Source organism: Nonomuraea sp. B19D2 (assembly GCF_040137845.1).
Lineage (GTDB): Bacteria > Actinomycetota > Actinomycetes > Streptosporangiales > Streptosporangiaceae > Nonomuraea.
Genome location: NZ_JBEFAK010000070.1, coordinates 20,702 through 38,451 on the forward strand (window position 1 = coordinate 20,702; position 17,750 = coordinate 38,451).

Annotated in this window: 16 protein-coding genes and 2 pseudogenes; 11 read left to right on the forward strand and 7 right to left on the reverse strand. The window is 69.6% G+C overall.

What is annotated here, in order from left to right; translation table 11 throughout:
• Nucleotides 1-22 precede the first annotated feature (22 nt).
• Nucleotides 23-904, forward strand: coding sequence for an alpha/beta fold hydrolase (locus ABN273_RS54640; RefSeq protein WP_349457675.1), 882 nt, complete (start codon nt 23-25; stop codon nt 902-904).
• Between the two features lie 6 nt (nt 905-910).
• Here ABN273_RS54640 and ABN273_RS54645 read toward each other — a convergent pair whose 3' ends face one another.
• The 3 genes from ABN273_RS54645 to ABN273_RS54655 form a co-directional block, all read right to left on the reverse strand.
• A complete protein-coding gene (locus ABN273_RS54645) occupies nt 911-1,552 on the reverse strand; it encodes a DUF6069 family protein (RefSeq protein ID WP_349457677.1) in 642 nt (213 codons plus the stop codon).
• Between the two features lie 90 nt (nt 1,553-1,642).
• Complete coding sequence (locus ABN273_RS54650; protein ID WP_349457678.1) at nt 1,643-3,325, reverse strand: HAL/PAL/TAL family ammonia-lyase; 1,683 nt, start codon at nt 3,323-3,325, stop codon at nt 1,643-1,645.
• A 234-nt stretch (nt 3,326-3,559) separates the two neighbouring features.
• Nucleotides 3,560-4,321 carry an IclR family transcriptional regulator gene (locus ABN273_RS54655; protein WP_349457679.1) on the reverse strand — a complete coding sequence of 254 codons (762 nt, stop codon included), beginning with the start codon at nt 4,319-4,321 and terminating at the stop codon, nt 3,560-3,562.
• 178 nt (nt 4,322-4,499) lie between these two features.
• Here ABN273_RS54655 and ABN273_RS54660 point away from each other — a divergent pair, with 178 nt between their 5' ends.
• From ABN273_RS54660 to ABN273_RS54680, 5 genes and pseudogenes are all read left to right on the forward strand, one after another.
• Nucleotides 4,500-4,973, forward strand: coding sequence for a YqfO family protein (locus ABN273_RS54660; RefSeq protein ID WP_349457680.1), 474 nt, complete (start codon nt 4,500-4,502; stop codon nt 4,971-4,973).
• A gap of 349 nt (nt 4,974-5,322) precedes the next feature.
• The gene (locus ABN273_RS54665) at nt 5,323-6,663 is read left to right on the forward strand and encodes an amino acid permease (protein ID WP_349457681.1); all 1,341 of its coding nucleotides are present in this window, start codon (nt 5,323-5,325) and stop codon (nt 6,661-6,663) included.
• Nucleotides 6,664-6,758: 95 nt separating this feature from the next.
• Nucleotides 6,759-7,541, forward strand: coding sequence for a cyclase family protein (locus tag ABN273_RS54670; protein WP_349457682.1), 783 nt, complete (start codon nt 6,759-6,761; stop codon nt 7,539-7,541).
• Between the two features lie 80 nt (nt 7,542-7,621).
• Nucleotides 7,622-8,428, forward strand: a complete 807-nt coding sequence (locus ABN273_RS54675; protein WP_349457683.1) for an IclR family transcriptional regulator domain-containing protein — start codon at nt 7,622-7,624, stop codon at nt 8,426-8,428.
• A gap of 408 nt (nt 8,429-8,836) precedes the next feature.
• Nucleotides 8,837-9,790, forward strand: a pseudogene (locus ABN273_RS54680) (LLM class flavin-dependent oxidoreductase); the annotation flags it as partial.
• Between the two features lie 569 nt (nt 9,791-10,359).
• Here the strand turns inward: ABN273_RS54680 and ABN273_RS54685 are convergent.
• The 3 genes from ABN273_RS54685 to ABN273_RS54695 form a co-directional block, all read right to left on the reverse strand.
• Nucleotides 10,360-11,373 carry a pirin family protein gene (locus ABN273_RS54685; RefSeq protein WP_349457684.1) on the reverse strand — a complete coding sequence of 338 codons (1,014 nt, stop codon included), beginning with the start codon at nt 11,371-11,373 and terminating at the stop codon, nt 10,360-10,362.
• A gap of 116 nt (nt 11,374-11,489) precedes the next feature.
• Nucleotides 11,490-11,870, reverse strand: coding sequence for a DoxX family protein (locus ABN273_RS54690; RefSeq protein WP_349457685.1), 381 nt, complete (start codon nt 11,868-11,870; stop codon nt 11,490-11,492).
• A gap of 57 nt (nt 11,871-11,927) precedes the next feature.
• Nucleotides 11,928-12,872, reverse strand: a complete 945-nt coding sequence (locus ABN273_RS54695) for an NmrA/HSCARG family protein (RefSeq protein ID WP_349457686.1) — start codon at nt 12,870-12,872, stop codon at nt 11,928-11,930.
• A gap of 128 nt (nt 12,873-13,000) precedes the next feature.
• Between ABN273_RS54695 and ABN273_RS54700 the strand changes: the two genes are divergently transcribed.
• From ABN273_RS54700 to ABN273_RS54710, 3 genes are all read left to right on the forward strand, one after another.
• A complete protein-coding gene (locus tag ABN273_RS54700; protein WP_349457687.1) occupies nt 13,001-13,468 on the forward strand; it encodes a MarR family winged helix-turn-helix transcriptional regulator in 468 nt (155 codons plus the stop codon).
• 169 nt (nt 13,469-13,637) lie between these two features.
• Entirely contained in the window at nt 13,638-15,002 is a 1,365-nt protein-coding gene (locus ABN273_RS54705) for a sensor histidine kinase (RefSeq protein WP_349457688.1), read from the forward strand.
• 30 nt (nt 15,003-15,032) lie between these two features.
• Nucleotides 15,033-15,758, forward strand: a complete 726-nt coding sequence (locus ABN273_RS54710; protein WP_349457689.1) for a tyrosine-protein phosphatase — start codon at nt 15,033-15,035, stop codon at nt 15,756-15,758.
• A 33-nt stretch (nt 15,759-15,791) separates the two neighbouring features.
• On the opposite strand, the gene ABN273_RS54715 is transcribed toward ABN273_RS54710, so the two are convergent.
• Complete coding sequence (locus ABN273_RS54715) at nt 15,792-16,394, reverse strand: VOC family protein (RefSeq protein ID WP_349457690.1); 603 nt, start codon at nt 16,392-16,394, stop codon at nt 15,792-15,794.
• Between the two features lie 184 nt (nt 16,395-16,578).
• Between ABN273_RS54715 and ABN273_RS54720 the strand changes: the two genes are divergently transcribed.
• The gene (locus ABN273_RS54720; RefSeq protein ID WP_502911319.1) at nt 16,579-17,619 is read left to right on the forward strand and encodes a LacI family DNA-binding transcriptional regulator; all 1,041 of its coding nucleotides are present in this window, start codon (nt 16,579-16,581) and stop codon (nt 17,617-17,619) included.
• Nucleotides 17,616-17,750: pseudogene (locus ABN273_RS54725) on the forward strand (deoxyribose-phosphate aldolase); the annotation flags it as partial. The gene ABN273_RS54720 and the pseudogene ABN273_RS54725, both read left to right, overlap by 4 nt.

Here is a 17,750-nt window from a genome sequence, read left to right on the forward strand (position 1 = left end):
CCCTTTATGATACGAACGTATCATGAACATCGGCTACTTCGTGGACGACGCCGCGAGGATCAAGTTCTCCGACATCTATGAGCGGGTCTTCGAGCAGCTCTGGCCGGGATCGCCGGCGACGCTCGACGTGCCGACCGCGTTCGGGCCCACCCGCGTCTACCGTGCGGGCTGCGGCCAGGGCCCGCCGATCGTGCTGCTGCCCGGTGCGAGCGGAAACGCCCTGATGTGGCACCGCTACGTGCGGCCCCTCGGCGACAAGCACCCCGTGATCGCCGTCGACACAATCGGGGAGCCTGGAGCCAGCGTCCAGCGGGCGCCGATACGCGACGGCCGTGATGGCGCGGCGTGGCTGGGTGAAGTGCTGGATGCCCTGAAGGTGGACTCGGCACACGCCGTCGGCTGCTCATACGGCGGGTGGCTGGCGCTGAATCATGAAATCCAGCGCCCCGGCCGCTTCTCCACCCTTGTCCTTCTCGACCCGGCCGGCTTCGCCCTGCCCGGGCCGCGCTTCATCGGATGGGCGCTCGCGGGCGCGCTGGCCGGTCTCGCGCCTCGCGCCTTACGTCCCCGTCTGGCGAAACTGGTGGCCAACGGCACGATCCTGGAGCCGGAGCTCATGAGTCTGATCCCGGCTGCCGCGCGATACCGCCGCCGCCTGCCGGACGCTCTCGTCTTCAGCGACGACGACCTCCGCGCCCTGAGCGCCACTCGTTCGTTGTTCCTGCTCGCCGCGCGCAGCGCCCTGCACAGATCCCGCCAGATCGCGGACCGTTTGGCGCGCGTCGTGCCCACCGCCCACGTCGAGATCGTGCCGGGGACAGGACACGCGCTGCCGATGGACCGCCCTGATCTCGTGGCGCGGCGCATCCTCCGGTTCGTCGCCGCGGGCGGCGCCGGAGCCTAGTCCCGATCAGTCGTACGGGTCGTAGTCCCGGCGCTCGTACCTGCGCTGCTCGTAGTCACGGGGCCGCTCATGCCTGGTGGGCTGCTGCTCGTATCCCCGCTGCTCGTACGCCCGGGGCTGGTCATAACCCCGGGGCTGCTCATACCCGCGTGGCTGCTCGTACGGGTACGGTCCCGGATCCGGCGCCTCCTCGATGGCCGTACGTCCGATCGACGCCAGCAGCGAGAGGACGGCGAGGCCGATGATCAGGTTGATCACGGCCGTGGTGATCTGCGGGAGGAGGTCCGCCGACTGCATGAACGGCAGGAACGTGATGATGACCGTGCAGAGCCCGCCGATCCAGCTGAAGAACTTGGCCGGCTCCGGGGTCGACAGCATGAGGATGTAGAGCAGCAACGTCATGATGAGCGCGGCGCCGGCGGCCGAGATGGCGTAGCCCGTGGTCGCTGCGCTGCCGTACGCGGGTGCCCCGTCGGGAGTGAGTACGCGGATGCCGAGCAGCTTCTTGCTGATCATGACTCCGACCACCACGATCAGTGCGGCCACCACGGCGGCGGCCACGCCGCCTCCCCACACCCGCGCCGGATTCACCCTCGGCCGGGACGATGCCGGGCGGGGATCGTAGCGATCATGGGAGGGGTATGACATGCGAATCACCCTTGTCGCGACTCATGATCAGGCACTTCGAGAACCTTACACGCGCCGTCAAGAGGGCGACGGCCGCCGCTCGCCCGGACGTCACGGCGCGACGGACGGCGTCAGGTACCCGTGGCGCACCAGCCAGATGGCCCGCTCCAGGTCAGGGGTCTGATAGCGATCCTCGCCCAGAGGCGCGACATGCTTCCTGATCTCCGTCAGGAGGCTCCGCGTCACGGTGCCGAGCGCCAGGCCCGACATCTTCTGCGCGATGAGGTCGATGCCTTGGGCCGCCATCAGGTACTGGACCGCCAGCACGATCTCCAGCCGGTCGAGGTTCTCGTGCAGGTGCCGGACGGAGGCCATCGCCATCGTGTTGTGGTCCTCCTGGCCGTCCTTGACCGGCCGGGACAGCGTTCCCGCCGGCGTGGCCCTGGCCTGCATCTCCGGGATCAGCGCCGCGGCGACCGTCTGCACCTGCACCATCCCGGAGTTCAAGCCGACCGTCCCACCGGCGAGGTTCGCCGGCAGGTCGTAGCTCCACCTGGGCGACAGCAGCCGTCCCGACAGCTCCTGTGACAACACCCCGATATCGGTGATCTCCGCGTTCAAGGTGTCGGCGAGATGCCCCATGACGGAGCCGTCCCAGTTGCCGCCCATCACGAACTCGTACCCCGGACCTTCTTTCCTCTTGAAGATCAGCGGGTTGGAGGTCGAGGAGTTGGACTCGCGGACGAGTGCCCGGCTCGCGTCGGCGATCACGTGACGCAGCCCCGCCATGATGTGCGGCGCCGCCCGCACCGAGACGGCGTCCTGGACCCGCGGGTGGTAGTTCGCCGGGTCGAGGCGCTTGCGGCCCTCTTCCGTCATCCAGCCCGAGCCCTCCACCATCGCGCGCAGCCGCGCGGCGACCGCGTCCTCCTCTGGGATGTGGCGTTCCTTGTGGGTACGCGCGTCGAGCGATCCCCGCTCGGCCCTGGTCGCCTCCATGAACAGGGCGAAGGCGCCCTCCGCCTGGTCGGCGAGCACGGTGGCCCGGTGCACGGCGTTCATCAGCGTGGCGGCCAGTACGGTGCTGCCGCTGATGATCGGCAGGGCTTCCCCGGCCTGGAAGGTGAAGTCCCTGGGCAGCCCGGCCTTCGGCAGCATCTCGGAGGCGGGTCCCTCTTCGCCTCCGTACTGCACGGGCGCGTCCTCGCCGAGCGCCGCCAGCCCCGCCGCCGCCTGCGGTTGCAGGTCCCCGGTGCCCAGAGAGCCGACTTGCGGCATGCGCGGCACGACCCCGGCGTTGACCATGGACAGCAGCCGGTCGGGCACCTCGGGCCGCACCCCGACCGTTCCTCTGGCCATCTGGTTCGCCTTGAGGATGAGGGCCAGCCTGACCACGTTGTCGGGCAGGGGCTCGCCGACGCCCGCGGCGTGGGAGCGCAGGACGTTGCGCTGGAACTGCTCTGCCTGCTCGGGTGAGAGCGGACGGTCCTTCAGCGGCCCGAGCGCCTGGTTCCAGCCGTACACCCGCTGGTCGCGCAGGGCCGCGAGCGCTCCCGCCCGCGTTCTGCTCATGTTGGCCTGCGCGTCCGGTGCGAGCCGCGCGGTCACGGGACGGCCCTCGAGGATCGAGAAGGCGTCACGTAGCGAGAACGAATCGCCGTCCAGCACCAGGTCCAGCACCGCCGGCACCGCGGCCGGTCGCGTCGCCGTCCCGACGGGGGACAGCTCGGGATCGGCGACGGCCTGCCCCGGCGGCACGCACAGGGCGGCGAGCAGGCCCACGCCGGCAGCCATTCGTCCTACTTTGCTCATCACGGCCCTCACTGTGAAGATCAATGCCGCTGCCATATAGCCACGGGACGGAGGAGCGCCGGAGACGGCGCGACACCGGTGGGTGGAGTGCTGACGTGATCTCGACCGGTCCTATGTCAGGCCCTTAGGGCTTGCAGAGTATTTCGAGGAGGGGCTGGATCTGGTGCTGGTGGTGTTAGGCGGTGAGGTCCGCCGCGGTCTCTACGGCTATGGCGATCAGGCCCCGCGTAGGGCGGTCTCCAGGTACCGCCCCCAGCGCAGGGCGGCGGCGACGCACTCCTGTGTTCGCGGCGCGAGGCGGTGCTTCGGTCCGACGACCTGGACGGCGGCAACGACCTCGTCCCTGAAGTCGCGCACCGGTACGGCCACCGAGTAGAGGCCGGGCTCGGCCTCCTCATCGATGATCGAGTAGCCACGCGCGCGGGTCAGCTCCAGGCGGTGCAGGAAGTCGTCGAGGCCGGTGGGCGTGTTGGGGCCGTGCCGGACGAACTCGGTGCGGGCGAAGACCGCGGCCACCTCGTCGTGGTCGGCGTCGATCAGCAGGGCCTGCCCGCAGTCGCTGCAGTACGCGGGGTAGGGGCGGCCGATCCACGATCCGAGCTGCCGGCTGCCGGGCGGCACCCGTTCGGCGATGGTCACGGTGGTGTCGCCGACCAGGAGGCCCAGATAGCAGCTCTCGCCGGTCTCGGCTGCCATGCCCTCCAGGGCTGTCAGCCCGTCGGTGCGCAGGCGGTGCGCGGTGAGCTCCTGGGCGACGGCGTAGAGCCGCCAGTGGGGTGCGAACCCACCCGAGACGTCGTCACGCAGAACGAAGTGCTCCGCGGCCATGGCGCCCAGGCTGCGGGAGAGCTGGCTGCGGTCGCGGCCCAGCTTCCTGGCGAGATCCGAGACGGACGGCAAGGGGCCGTGTCCGCCGCCCGTCGTCAGGCGGGCGAGCTCTGAGAGGGCGTCCAGGCCCCTGGCCACGCTCGAGTCCACGAAGTCCTCCGCCGCTATGCCGCGCCCCCTCGCCTCGGCGCCTGGCGTCCTCCCGTGAGCCTGCACTGTACCGCCTCCCCTCCGCAACATCCTGCGGCGTGCATCATTTACATCTTGCCATGCATTTAATGCACGAATAGCATCTCGCGGCAGACACCGCTGACCGTCAAGGGGATGGATGCGCATGGTCACGACGACGCCAGAAGCCGCAGCACGAGCACCGAAGCCGGCCGGTCCGGCGGTCCGGCGCCGATGGGTCCGGACGATCAAGGTGTATTGGCCGGTCGCCCGGCAGACCCTGGTCTCGGCCGCGGCGGGTGAGCTCGACGCACTACGATCCGACGAGACCCTCACGCCGCTGCTCGACATCCTGGAGACCGCACCCGAACTCGGGGACTTCGGTGTGTACGGCGACGTCTTCGAGGCGTGCCTGGGCGTTGAGGGCTTCACCGTCCGTCCCGGCGCCCGCCCCGCCCACGGCGTGGTCGGCGGGCGCTTCCTCTCCTCGACCCTCGCCATCACCACCTACGTCGACGCCTCGATGGACGACGACGAGCTTTCGCACGTCCTGACCCGCATCACGGACGCCCACCCGTGGGAGGTTCCAGTCGTCGAACTCTCCGCCCCGCTGGAATTGATCTCGCGGGCCTGACAGCCCAGACCGCCGCCCTTACGACCCGCCGCACGGAGCCGGCCACTCCCACCGAGCGCACTCACCCCCGCGCCGTGCGCACTCACCCCCGCGCCGTGCGCACTCACCCCCGCGCCGTGCGCACTCACCCCCGCGCCGTGCGTACTCACCCCCGCGCACATCGACACCCGCTGAAAGTGGCCCCACCCACCCCGCCATGTCCTGCCATTCCCCGCCCTGCCTGCCTCCCCCCAAGGACACCGCCATGTCAGTCTCAGCCGTACCGGAACACCCTCAGACATCCGCAGGATCCACTCCCCAGCCGTCCGGCGACGGCTTGCGCCGCTCCATGAGATCCCGCCATCTCATAATGATCGCGATGGGCGGCGTCATCGGCTCCGGGCTGTTCCTCAGTTCCGGCTACACCGTCTCCCAGGCCGGCCCACTCGGCGCCGTCCTGTCCTACCTCGTCGGCGCGTTCGTGGTCTGGCTCGTCATGGCCTGCCTCGGTGAACTCGCGGTCGCCTACCCGGTCTCGGGAGCCTTCCACATCTATGCGTCCCGGTCGATCAGCCCCGCGACCGGCTTCACCACCGCCTGGCTTTACTGGCTGACCTGGGCCGTCGCCCTCGGGTCCGAGTTCACCGCCTGCGGGCTGCTGATGCGGCGCTGGTTCCCCGACGTCAGCGTCTGGATCTGGTGCCTGGTCTTCGCCGCCGTCGTCTTCGGGGTGAACGCCTTCTCGGCCCGGTTCTTCGGCGAGACCGAGTACTGGTTCTCCCTGGTCAAGGTCATCGCCGTGGTCGCGCTCATCGTGCTGGGCGGAGCCGCCCTGGCCGGCTTCCACCCGCTGGCCCCGAGCGGCTCACACCACCCCTTCCTGCTGGAGAACTTCAGCACCCCGCACGGCCTGTTCCCGCACGGCTTCTCGGGCGTCCTCGTCACCGTCCTGGCCGCGTTCTACGCTTTCTCCGGTTCCGAGCTGATCGGGGTCGCCGCCGGCGAGACCGAGGACCCGTCGAGGGCCGTGCCCAAGGCCCTGCGGGTCACCGTGGCGCGGCTGCTGATCTTCTTCGTCGGGGCGATCATGGTCATCGCCGCGACCATCCCGTACGACAAGGTCGGGCTGGACGAGAGTCCCTTCGTCACCGTCTTCTCCGCCGTCGGCATCCCGTACGCGGCCGACGTCATGAACTTCGTGATCATCACGGCGCTGCTGTCGGCCGGCAACAGCGGCCTGTACTCCTGTGCCCGCATGTTGTTCTCGCTCGCGGAGGAGAAGCAGGCCCCGCAGGCCCTGCGCCGGCTGAGCAAGCGGGGCATCCCCCTGATCGCGTTGTCGGTGAGCATGCTCGGCGGCCTCGCCTCGCTGCTGAGCAGCGTTGCGGCACCCGAAACCGTGTACCTGGTGCTGGTGTCGATCGCCGGGTTCGCCGTCGTCGGGGTGTGGATGTCCATCGCCGCCGCGCAGTTCTTCCACCGGCGGGCCTTCGTGCGCGAGGGCGGGGACGTGCGGACCCTGGCCTACCGGACACCCTTCTACCCGGTCGTCCCGATCCTGGCCTTCACCCTGTGCGCCGTCTCGCTCGTCGGCATCGCGCTGGACCCGGCGCAGGCAACCGCCCTGTACTTCGGCGTCCCGTTCGTCGTGGCCTGCTACCTCTACCACTGGCTGCGGCACGGCCGCCGGTCCTCCCGCGCGGCCGTTTGAGGCCGACCTGCGTCCACCACGCCCGTTGAACTGATCCGCCTGCTGTTCCGGGACGGGAGCCCTGAGACCGCCCGGAAAGAGAGGACTGACGAACCATGACCCTGAACCCGGCCACGACCGCCGCCGCCGTGGTACCCCCGCTGTGGGCCCTGCACCGGGAATTGATCGACAAGACCGTCCGCACCGACCTCACGCACGCCTTCCACCCGGGACAGCCGCACTTCCCCGCCTTCCCGGACGAGAAGCGCGAGATGCCCTTCGACATGTCCCGCGGCGACGGCTTCAACGTGCATCGCTACACCATCGTCGGCCAGTGGGGCACCCACGTCGACCCGCCGGTGCACTTCGTCGCCGGAGGGCGGCCCCTGGACGAGATACCCGTGGAGGAGATGATCCTGCCCCTCGTCGTCCTCGACATCAGCGCGCGCGTGGCGACCGACCCGGACGCCGTGCCGGCGCTGGCGGACGTGGCCGCCTGGGAGGCGCGCCACGGCGCCGTGCCGACGGGGGCGTTCGTCGCCCTGCGCAGCGACTGGAGCCGCCGCTGGCCCGACGCTGCCGCGATGGCGAACAAGGACGACGCGGGCGTGAGCCACTACCCGGGATGGTCGGCCGAGGTCCTGCGCTATCTCTTCGAGGAGGCAGGCGTCACCGCGATCGGGCACGAGCAGACCGACACCGACCCCGGACTGGCCACCTCCGCCGGTGACTTCAGCCTGGAGAGCTACGTGCTGGAACGGGACCGCTGGCAGATCGAGCTGATGACCAACCTCGACCAGGTCCCGGAAGCCGGCGCGCTGATCGTCGCCACCTGGCCCAAGCCGCAGGGCGGTTCCGGCTTCCCGGCACGCGTCTTCGCCCTGCACCACTCGAGCTGAACCGAGATCCGGATCCCGGCTCCGGCAGCCGTACGGCTGCCGGAGTCCCTGCGAAGACCGCCCTCGCTATAGTGGTGGAGATGACCATGAACGCGCCCGCTCCCGGCCCTGCGGCCAAGTGGTCGGCCTCGTCCCTGCGGATGGCACTGCGGGTCGTCAATGCCGTGCTGGAGCGTGAGGCCTCCGGGCGGGCCGGCTTCAACGTCAGCAGGCTCGCTGACGAGGTCGGCATCGAGCGCAGCAAGGCGTCACGGACCACGCAGGATCTGTGCGAGAAGGGCTTCCTGGAACGCCGCGAGGACGCCACACTGCGCGTCGCAGGCGAGTTCTTCTCCGTGGCCGCGTCGCTGAACCCGGGCCTGCTCCGCCGCAGCCGGGCACTCCTGCGCCGGCTCGCCGTCGCCCACGACGCCAGCGCCCGTCTCTCCGTGCGCGACGGCGTCCAGGTCCGGCTGCTTCGCGCCGAGTCCGCCGCCGGGGTCGCGCCGCAGTGGCTCACTCAGGCGAGCCTGGTCACCCCCTGCTGGTGCACCGGCGCGGGGCGCGCGCTCCTCGTCGACCACACCGTCCAGGAGATCACCGCGCTCCTGAACGACTACGAGCTGATCGGCGTCGGCGGACCCAACGCTGCACGTTCCGTCGAGGAGCTCGTCGCCGCCAACGACCGCGACCGCCGCAACGGCTTCATCGTGGCCCACGGCGAGTTCGAACACGGCGTGACCGAGTACGCCGTCCCCGTCCGCGACGCCGGCGGACACATCCGCGCGGCCGTGTCCGTGGTCGGTCGGCAGCACGACTTCATCCTGCGCGAGCAGGTGATCCGGACGGACCTCATCGAGCTGGCCGCCGCGCTCTCGGATGCCATCGACGGTACGACCGGGCCGTGACCGCCCTCCGCCGTGGCTTCGCGCATGCGCGCCCCGACCGCTCCTCCTTGACCACCTGACCAGGGTCGCGCTGCGCCCTTGCCGCGGCCAGGGGCCAGATCCACTTGACACGTCATGCACCTTTCGAGCTAAAGTACATGACACGTCACCTGACGTGTCATGTGACGCGGGCGGTGGCCGCAAGAGCGCTGCTGCCACGGCGGTGCCAGCCACGTCATGGGGAGAGCTTTGACGGCCCGCCGACCGCACCACGATGTACTTCTGGGACGGCGGACGCGGCCGGCGGAACGAGCAAGTACGCGCACGACCTTTTCCAGGAACTGCTCACCGAGGGGCCCACCCATGTCTGATCTCGTGTTCGGCCTCGACACCTTCGGCGACGTGCCGGAGGACGACTCCGGATCGCTCATGTCCCATGCCGCCGCCATCCGCCAGGTCGTCGACGAGGCGGTGCTGGCGGACGAACTCGGCGTCGACGTCGTCGCCCTCGGCGAGCACCACCGGCCGGAGTACTCGATATCCACCCCGGAGACCGTGCTCGCCGGCATCGCCTCACGCACCTCGCGCATCCGGCTGGCCTCCGGCGTGACGGTGCTGAGCTCGGACGACCCGGTCCGGGTGTTCCAGCGCTTCGCCACAGTGGACGCGCTGTCACGCGGCCGCGCCGAGGTGATCCTCGGCCGGGGCTCGTTCACCGAATCCTTCCCGCTGTTCGGCTATGACCTGCGCGACTACGACACGCTCTTCGAGGAGAAGCTCGAGCTCTTCGTGAAGCTGCTCGACGAGAAGCCGGTGACCTGGAGCGGCACCATGCGTGCCCCGCTCGAGCACGCCGACGTCTTCCCCAAGACCGAGTCGGGGCACCTGACCACCTGGGTAGGAGTCGGCGGCTCGCCGCAGTCGGTCATCCGCACCGCGCGGTACGGCCTGCCGCTCATGCTGGCCATCATCGGCGGCCCGCCCCAGCGCTTCGCGCCCTACCTCGACCTGTACCGGCGAGCCGCCGAAGAGTTCGGCACGACCGCGCATCCGGTCGGCATGCACTCCCCGGGCTTCATCGCCGACACCGACGAAGAGGCCAAGGAAGTGTTCTGGCCGCGTTACCGGGTCATCCGCGACCGCATCGGCGCCCTGCGCGGATGGCCGCCGGTCCGCCGCGAGGAGTTCGACGCCGAGGTTGAGCACGGCTCCCTCTACATCGGCTCACCGCAGACCGTCGCCCGCATCGACGTGCTCACCCCCGGAGCTGTCGCCACCACCGCCGACGCCGCCGCCCGCGCCGACATCGTCATCCTCGCCCTCCCGCTCGGCAAGTACCGCGGCATTCCCGCGGAAGCGCTGCACGGCAAGCTCGTCATCGACGCCATGAACTACTGGTGGGAGGTCGACGGCATCCGCGACGACCTCACCGACCCCCGCACCTCCTCCAGCGAGACCGTCCAGGCGTTCCTTCCCGGCTCCCGCGTCGTCAAGGCGCTCAACCACCTCGGGTACCACGACCTGGAAGACAAAGCCCGCCCGGCCGGGCAGCCCGGACGCACCGCCATCGCCATCGCCGGCGACGACCCCGCCGACCTCGCCACTGTGGCCGCCCTCGTCGACAAGCTCGGCTTCGACCCCGTCAGCGCCGGTCCCCTCGCCGAAGGCATCCGCTTCGAACCAGGCACCGAACTCTTCGGCGCCGACGTGGACGCCAACGAGGTCCACGCCAGACTCGACCCTTCCCGAACACCGAACGTGGGCACACCATCGCCCGCGCCCGCACCCACACGAACGCGGCCGCGGCACACCCGACGTCACCCCACCGCACCGCCTGATATCGCCACACCCGGATGGAGCGGCGGCCTCCCTATGAACAGACGTGCCTGCCGACCACAGGCACCGCCACCGCCGCCCTCACGTTTCGTTGATCGGAGCGGCAGACGGCTGGCTCATGGAGTGCCTTTCGGGCGGAGCCGGGAAAGAGGAGGGTTCCCGCGCGGCTTGATGGTGGCGTTGGGCAGGGCGGGCGCGGGAAGGCGGTCCCCCGGATATCCGGCAACGACGCCGAAACGGTCAGAGGAGGCCTCCCAGTCCTCTCGGGCCCGGACGATGTCCTCATGAGTGCGGCCGATGAAGTTCCACCACATGACGATCTCCTCCTTGAACGGAGTGCCGCCGAGCAGGATCGCCCGCGCCGGGCCGTCCGAGGCGTTCGTCAGCTCCAGGGCGTCGATGCCGGGGCGGACATAGCCGAGTTCGGCCGGGCGCAGCAGGGTGCCGGCTACGCGGACGTGCCCGCTGTCCACGAGAAGGCCGTGCTCGAAGGTGGTGTCCACGGCGAGTGTGATCGCCGCGCGTGGTTGGAGGGTGATCTCGGCGCCGATCAGCGGCGTGAAGGTCCGCACAGGGGAGACGTTTCCGGCCAGCGAGCCGAGGAACACCCTGACCTCGGCCCCGTCGATGTGCACGGGTTCGGGTACGTGGTGCTGGAAGTCCCGTTCGGCGTCGCGGTGCTCTTCGGGCAGTGCCACCCACAACTGGACGCCGTGCAGGACGGTGGTGCGCGGGGTGGAGACCTCCGAGTGGCTGATGCCGTACCCGCCCGTCATGAGGTTCAGCTCACCGGGCCGGATGAAGGCGTGACTGCCCAGACTGTCGCGGTGTTCGACCTCCCCGCTGAAGAGCCAGCTCACCGTCTGCAGTCCGGTGTGCGGATGCGGGGCGACCTCCATGCCGCCCGTCCGGGCGACGTCGTCGGGGCCGTAGTGATCGGCGAAGCACCAGGCTCCGATCAACGTCCGGGTCCGCTGTGGCAGCGTCCGCCGCACGGACATCGCCCGCGGCCCGCCCAGAGGCACCTTCCGCGCGGAGAGCACGTCGACCGAGGGCGCCTCCGTCGGCCGCCCGTCGTCCACCGGCTCTCCACATCTCACTTCGACGGGCTCGGCTTCCACGTTGCTCACCAAGACCACCTCCCACGCAATCTAGTTTTACATTCAACAACAACGCCAAGTCATGGCCCCGGAAGTCCGGGGGCGCTGTCGTGTCGATGCCGCCGGGGCGGGGATCTCCGTGCTGATCAGGTGAAGGGGTACGGGCCGAAACGTCCCCAGGCCACGAACAGGGCCAGCGCGAGCAACATCAGGTTGATCACGATCGGCTGGGTCTCCCCGCGCCGGGCATGCGTGCGGATGGCACCGGCCATCGTCACCGCCAGCCCCGTGGCGGCCAGCGGCGCGAGCACCGCGACGATGCCCAGCGCCGGGGGCACGATCAGCCCGATCGCGCCCAGCACCTCCAGCGCGCCGATCGTCTTGAGCGCGCCGGGCGGGAAGTCCTCGGCCCAGGCCATGTTCGGCGAAGCGATGAGCTTCTCCTTCGACTGCGCCAGTTTCGTGCCACCGGCGCCGAGGAACACGACGGCGAGCAGGGCGGCGACGACCCACAGAACGATGTTCACAACGACTTCCAGAAATCTTGGGGGATGGATGCGGATGGGAGATGACCGGGGTCGTGGTCAGATGCCGGCGAAGGCGGTCTTGTGCGCCGCCAGCCACCGCTCGAAGTCCTGCAGTTCCGGGTTGAGGCCGCGGACGACGTCCAGGTCACGGTCGGCGACGAACTGCGGCACCTGCGCATAGAACTGGAACATGTTCCCCGTCTCGGCGGCGCCGGGCCAGGGCTGCGCGCGCATCGCGTCGAACGGCACCGGCACGTAGCCCACCTCTTCGCCCAGTGCCTTGCTGAGGTGGGCGGCCATCTCCGCGCCGGTCAGGTGCTCACCGGCGATGCTCACGGTCCGGCCGACGAGCTCCCCGCCACGCTTGAAGATGCCGTAGGCGGTCTTGCCGATGTCGTCGGACGCGATGCCGGCCAGCTTGCTGTCGGCCATCGGCAGAGCGAGAACGAGCCGCCCGTCCTCGCCCCGTTTCGGCGCCATGGGGCCCAGGAGGCTCTCCCAGTAGAACGTGGTCCGCAGGAACGTGGTCGGCACCCCGGCGTCGACGTAGAACCGGTCGGCCTCGGCCTTGGCGTCGAAGTGCGGCACTTTGTAGTGGCCCATCAGCGTCGGCATGCGCTCGTCGTCGAGGGGGACGTGGTCGCGGGTGTCATCCAGCGTCGACCAGATCACGTGGCGCAGCCCGGCGTTCCTGGCCGCCCGCGCCATCGTCGCGGCGTCCTGCTTCTCCTGCTCCGGCGACATGTGTTCCCAGAAGTTGGTCACCAGGTACGCGCCGTAGGCCCCGTGGAACGCCTCTGTCAGCCGCGCCTCGTCCCTGATGTCGGCCTCGATCACCTCGGCCCCCTCGGCGGCCAGCTCCCGCGCCTTGTCCGAGGCCCGGTTACGGGTCAGCGCACGAACCGCGAACGCACCGCCGTCATCCGCCAAGATCGCTCTCGCCAGCCCGCCGCCTTGCGCTCCGGTCGCGCCCACCACTGCGATCACTTTCTTGTCCGCCACAGCTTCTCCTTTACTGCCGGTGCCCTGCACCCGCACAGATCGCGGAGGTACATGACACATCAATTGATGTGTCATGTACTGTATCCGGAACACATGACATGTCAAGAGTCCGGGTAGACTCTGGGCATATGAACGAGACGCCCCAGTGGCTCAGCCCGGCAGAGCAGCAGGCCTGGCGCGCCTTTGTCCGCATGCATCAGAAGGTCACGGCCAGGCTGAGCCGCGAACTGCAGGCGCACTCCAAGCTGTCCGGCGCCGACTATGAGATCCTCGTCGCCCTCACCGACACCCCGGACGGCAGGCAGCGATTCCAGGACCTGGCCAGCACGGTGGACTGGGAGCAAACCCGCCTGTCCCACCACATCGCCCGGATGATCAAACGCGGCCTGGTGGCCAGGGAGCAGTGCGCCGAGGACGGACGTGCGGCCTTCGTCGTCCTGACGCCCGTCGGCCGCAAAGCCATCGAAGCCGCCGCCCCCCAGCATGTCGCCACGGTCCGGCGCCTGGTCATCGACGCCCTCAGCCCGGACGAACTCGCCATGCTCGCGCAGATCTCCAACCGCCTCCTCGAGCAGTTGGACAACGTGTCGCCCTGACGCTCGACGCGGTCCTCCGCGGCCCGGCGATCGGCAGGACGACTCAGAGTCAGGCGGCGCACCATCGGATCGGTGGGACAGAGGATGGTTTGCCGACCTTGTCGGAGAATCTCCCTGGATTAGCGGCGAACGCGGTGAATGTGATCCCCTGAGTGCCGGGGGAAGGCGCGTGAGCACACTGTTGCGCCGGTCGCTGCGGATACGGCTGGCACTGTTCGCCAGCATCGCCATGTTGCTGCTGAACATCGTCGTCAGCGTCTTTGTGCTGTACGGCCTGCGCAACGAGGTCGTCGACGCCGAGGCGCAGGAGATGTCCAGCAAGGCGCTGCGGGTGCTGCTCATGGTCAAGCGGAACCAGCTGCCCCAGCGGGTGATCTCCGATGACCTCGACGGCATCCAGGTGGTCGACCCGGCCGGGCGCGTGGTCGCCTCGACGCCGAACCTGGCCGGCATGCCCCCGTTGACGAAGGCGATCCCCCGCCGGAACCGGGCCAACGACGCCGCGGAGCTCTGCGACCTGCGCGCGTTTCCCGGCCGGTGCGAGATCGCGGTCGCCATGCACGCCTACCAGTCGGACGGCGCGTGGATCATCTACGCCTTCGACCGGGCGGTGCCGTGGTACGTCCGCCCGCAAGTGATCATTTTTCAGATCTGCGTGACGGCGCTGCTGGTGGCGCTGACCTGGTTCGGGGTGTCCCGCGTCGTGGCCAGGACGCTCGCGCCCGTCGACAGCATCAGGAAGAAGCTGGCCGAGATCACCGCAGGGGGCGGCGGGATGCGCGTCCCGGTGCCGGACAACGACGACGAGATCAGGGCCCTGGCCGAGACCGCCAACCAAACGCTCGAGCAGCTGGAGGCGGCGATGGAGCGGCAGGAGGCCGCGATCGAGCAGCAGCGCAGGTTCGCCGGCGACGCCTCGCATGACCTGCGCAGCCCGATCACCGCGATGCGCGCCCAGGTCGAGGAGGCCCTCCTCCATCCCGAGGACACCGACTGGCGGGAGACGGGCAACGAGGTGCTCTCCAGCCTGAACCGGCTCCAGGCCATCGTCACCAACCTGCTCACGCTGACCAAGCTGGACGCCGGCGCCCCGGACCGCCGCGAGCCCGTGGACCTCGGCGAGCTGGCCGCCGCCGAGATCGCCAGGCCGCGCAGCAAACGTGTCGTCCCCAACCTGCAATCGGGTGTGGTCGTCACGGCCGACCGGCTGCAGCTGGCCCGCCTGCTGACGAACCTGCTGGACAACGCCGAACGGCACGCCGAGACGCACGTCATCGTGACGGTGCGGCAGCAGGGCGGCGAGGCGGTGCTGGAGGTCCTCGACGACGGCGCGGGCATCGCGCACGACCAGCGCGAAGTGGTCTTCCAGAGATTCACCCGCCTGGACGACTCACGCAGCCGCGACGCCGGCGGCTCCGGCCTCGGCCTGCCCATCGCCCGCGAGATCGCGAAGGCCCACTCCGGCACTCTCGCCATCGAGGATTCCCACACCGGCGCCCGGTTCGTCCTCCGCATGCCGGCTCGGGAGGACTGAGCCGGATTCGTCGGCCTTAGGGTGACTCGCATGAGAAGACATATCGCGTTCGAGCACCTGCACAACTTCCGGGATCTGGGCGGCTACCGGAGCGCCGACGGCCGAACGGTGCGGTGGGGCCGGCTGTTCAGATCCGATTCGCTGGCCAAGCTGCGGGGCGGGGACTGGGATCGTTTCCGCGCCCTGGGCGTGCGCACGGTGATCGACCTGCGCTACCCCTGGGAGATCGAGGCCAAGGGGCGGGTGCCCCACCACGACGGAGTGGCCTATCACAATTTCAGCATCGAGCACCGGCCATACGACCAGGCGGAGATCGATCCGGACGTCGCGCCGTGGCGCTTCCTGGCCGATCGCTACGCCGAGGTCGCCCTCGACGGGGTCGAGGAGCTGCGGCGGACCCTGGAGGTCATCGCCTCCGCGGACGAGCCTCTGGTGTTCCACTGCGCCTCGGGCAAGGACCGCACCGGACTGGTGGCCGCACTTGTGCTGTCCCTGCTGGAGGTGCCGGAAGACGACATCGTCGAGAACTTCGCGCTCACTGAGCTGGCCACCGGCCGTTTGATCGCCGACTGGCGGGCCGCCAACCCGGGCCGCGAGCTGAAGTGGCCCGGTTATGGACGAGCCCCCGCTGAAATCATGCGGCTGTTCCTGTCCGACCTGACGGCCGCCCATGGATCCGTGCAGGGCTACGTGATGGACAAGCTCGGGGTGCATGAGGAACTGGTCTTCGGGCTCCGCAGCCGCCTCCTCCATTGAAGTGCCGACGGTGCCGGGCAGCGCGGAGCCGGATCAGCTGAGCACGACCCCGCCCAGCCGGGCCGTCAGCACGGGTTCGTCCTCGCGCACCACGTCCAGCTCGACCCCCAGCGCGTCGAGCTGCCCGCGCACGGCGTCCGGCTCCGGGTGGCCCGCGGTGAACGACTCCAGCGCCACCTCGGGCAGTCCACGCTCGCCCGGGTGCTTCGTCGCGCCCCAGGAGATCAGGAACGGCACCACCGGGTCACCGAGATGCGCCGTCAACCGCCACTGGAGCACGTCGCCGTCCGGCGTGCGCCGCGACATCTCCCTCGCGGGACCGGGGTCGTAGCCCTGCGCCCGGGCCGCGGCGATGGTGGCGTCCAGGTCGGCCGGCCGTACGCACCAGGCCACCAGCCTCGGCTCGGTGAGCTCCGCGAGCCCGAACCACTGGGGCGCCACCCCCTGCTCAGGATCCGGCCCGATGATCTCCAGATACCGCTGTCCGCCCAGGCCCACCAGGTGGTTCCGGGTGCCCATCCCCTTGTGCCGGCCGCCTTCGGCGGGACGCACCCCCGTACGGCGACCGAACTCCAGGACGGTCTCCTCCAGGTGCGGGGTGGCGTAGACGAGATGGTCGAGCACGTCACTTCTCATGCTGCAAAGGTACGGCCCTCCCGTTACTGATAACGGTTTCAGTCAGCCATCCTCAATTGTGGGGTCGATCATGGACTTATGTTGGGAAAATGCCCGGATGTGTAACGAGTTGGAAACATGGCATTGACACTCCGTGGCCACATCCTGCCATCATCACTGACATCGATTTCAGTTTGGAGCTCACGTGGTCACCATCCATGACGTGGCAGCTCGCGCGGGGGTCTCTCCCGCCACGGTCTCGCGCTTCCTGCGGGGCCAGCGGGTGCGCTCGTACGAGGCGGTCCAGGCCGCCATCGACGAGCTGGGCTACTGGCCGAGTGCCGCGGCGCAGTCGCTGAAGTCCGGGCGCACCAACACGATCGGCGTCGTCGTCCCGGACATCACGAATCCGTACTTCGCCGCGGTGGTCAAGGGCATGGAGTCCGTCACGCGTACGGAGCCCTACCGCATCCTGCTCGCCAACAGCGACGAGAGCAGCGAGCAGGAGGACGACGTGCTGGCGGACATGGTGCGCAGGGTCGACGGCATCATCCTCGCCCCCGCCACCGAGCAGGACGAGACCCCGCTGCACGTGCACGACGCCGACGTGCCCCTGGTGTTCGTGGACCGCGATCTGGCGGGCGGCGAGCGGTTCGACGCCGTGCTGGTCGACAACGACGGCGGCGGCAGGCAGGCGGCCGAGCACCTGCTCGCCCTCGGGCACACCCGGGTGGCCGCGATCAGCGGCACCCTGGACACCACCCCCGGGCGGCTGCGGCGCGAGGGGTTCGTCGGCACGCTCGCCAAGGCGGGCATCGAGGTGCCGCCCGAGTACGACCTGGTCGGCGACTTCAAGGAGCACAGCGGCTACCAGCTCACGCTGTCCCTGCTGTCGCTTCCCGAGCCGCCCACCGCCATCTTCGCCGCCAACAACCTCATGACGCTGGGCGTGCTCAAGGCGCTGCACGACATGCGGATCGACATCCCCGGCCAGATCAGCCTGATCGGCTTCGACGACCTGGACACCGGCCCGCTGCTCAAGCCGCCCCTGACCGTCATCGACCGGCCGATGTTCGAGCAGGGCGTGCTCGCCATGCGGCTGCTGCTGCGCCGGCTGGACCACGAGGAGAGCGGCGGCAGCGCCAGCCGCATCGTCCTGGACACCAAGCTGATCGAACGCGCCTCCACCGCCCCGCCGGGCGGATGGCCGGCCCCCTCACGCACGAGAAAGACCCGATCGCGATGAGCGTTGTGACTACCTCGCTCGCGGACGTGACGTCTTCGGAGACGGCGTTGCGAGCTTTCCTGCATGGCCTGCCCGGGGTTGACCGGGTGGGCGCGGACCAGCGGGCGGCGATGCTGGGCACCCGTTCGATC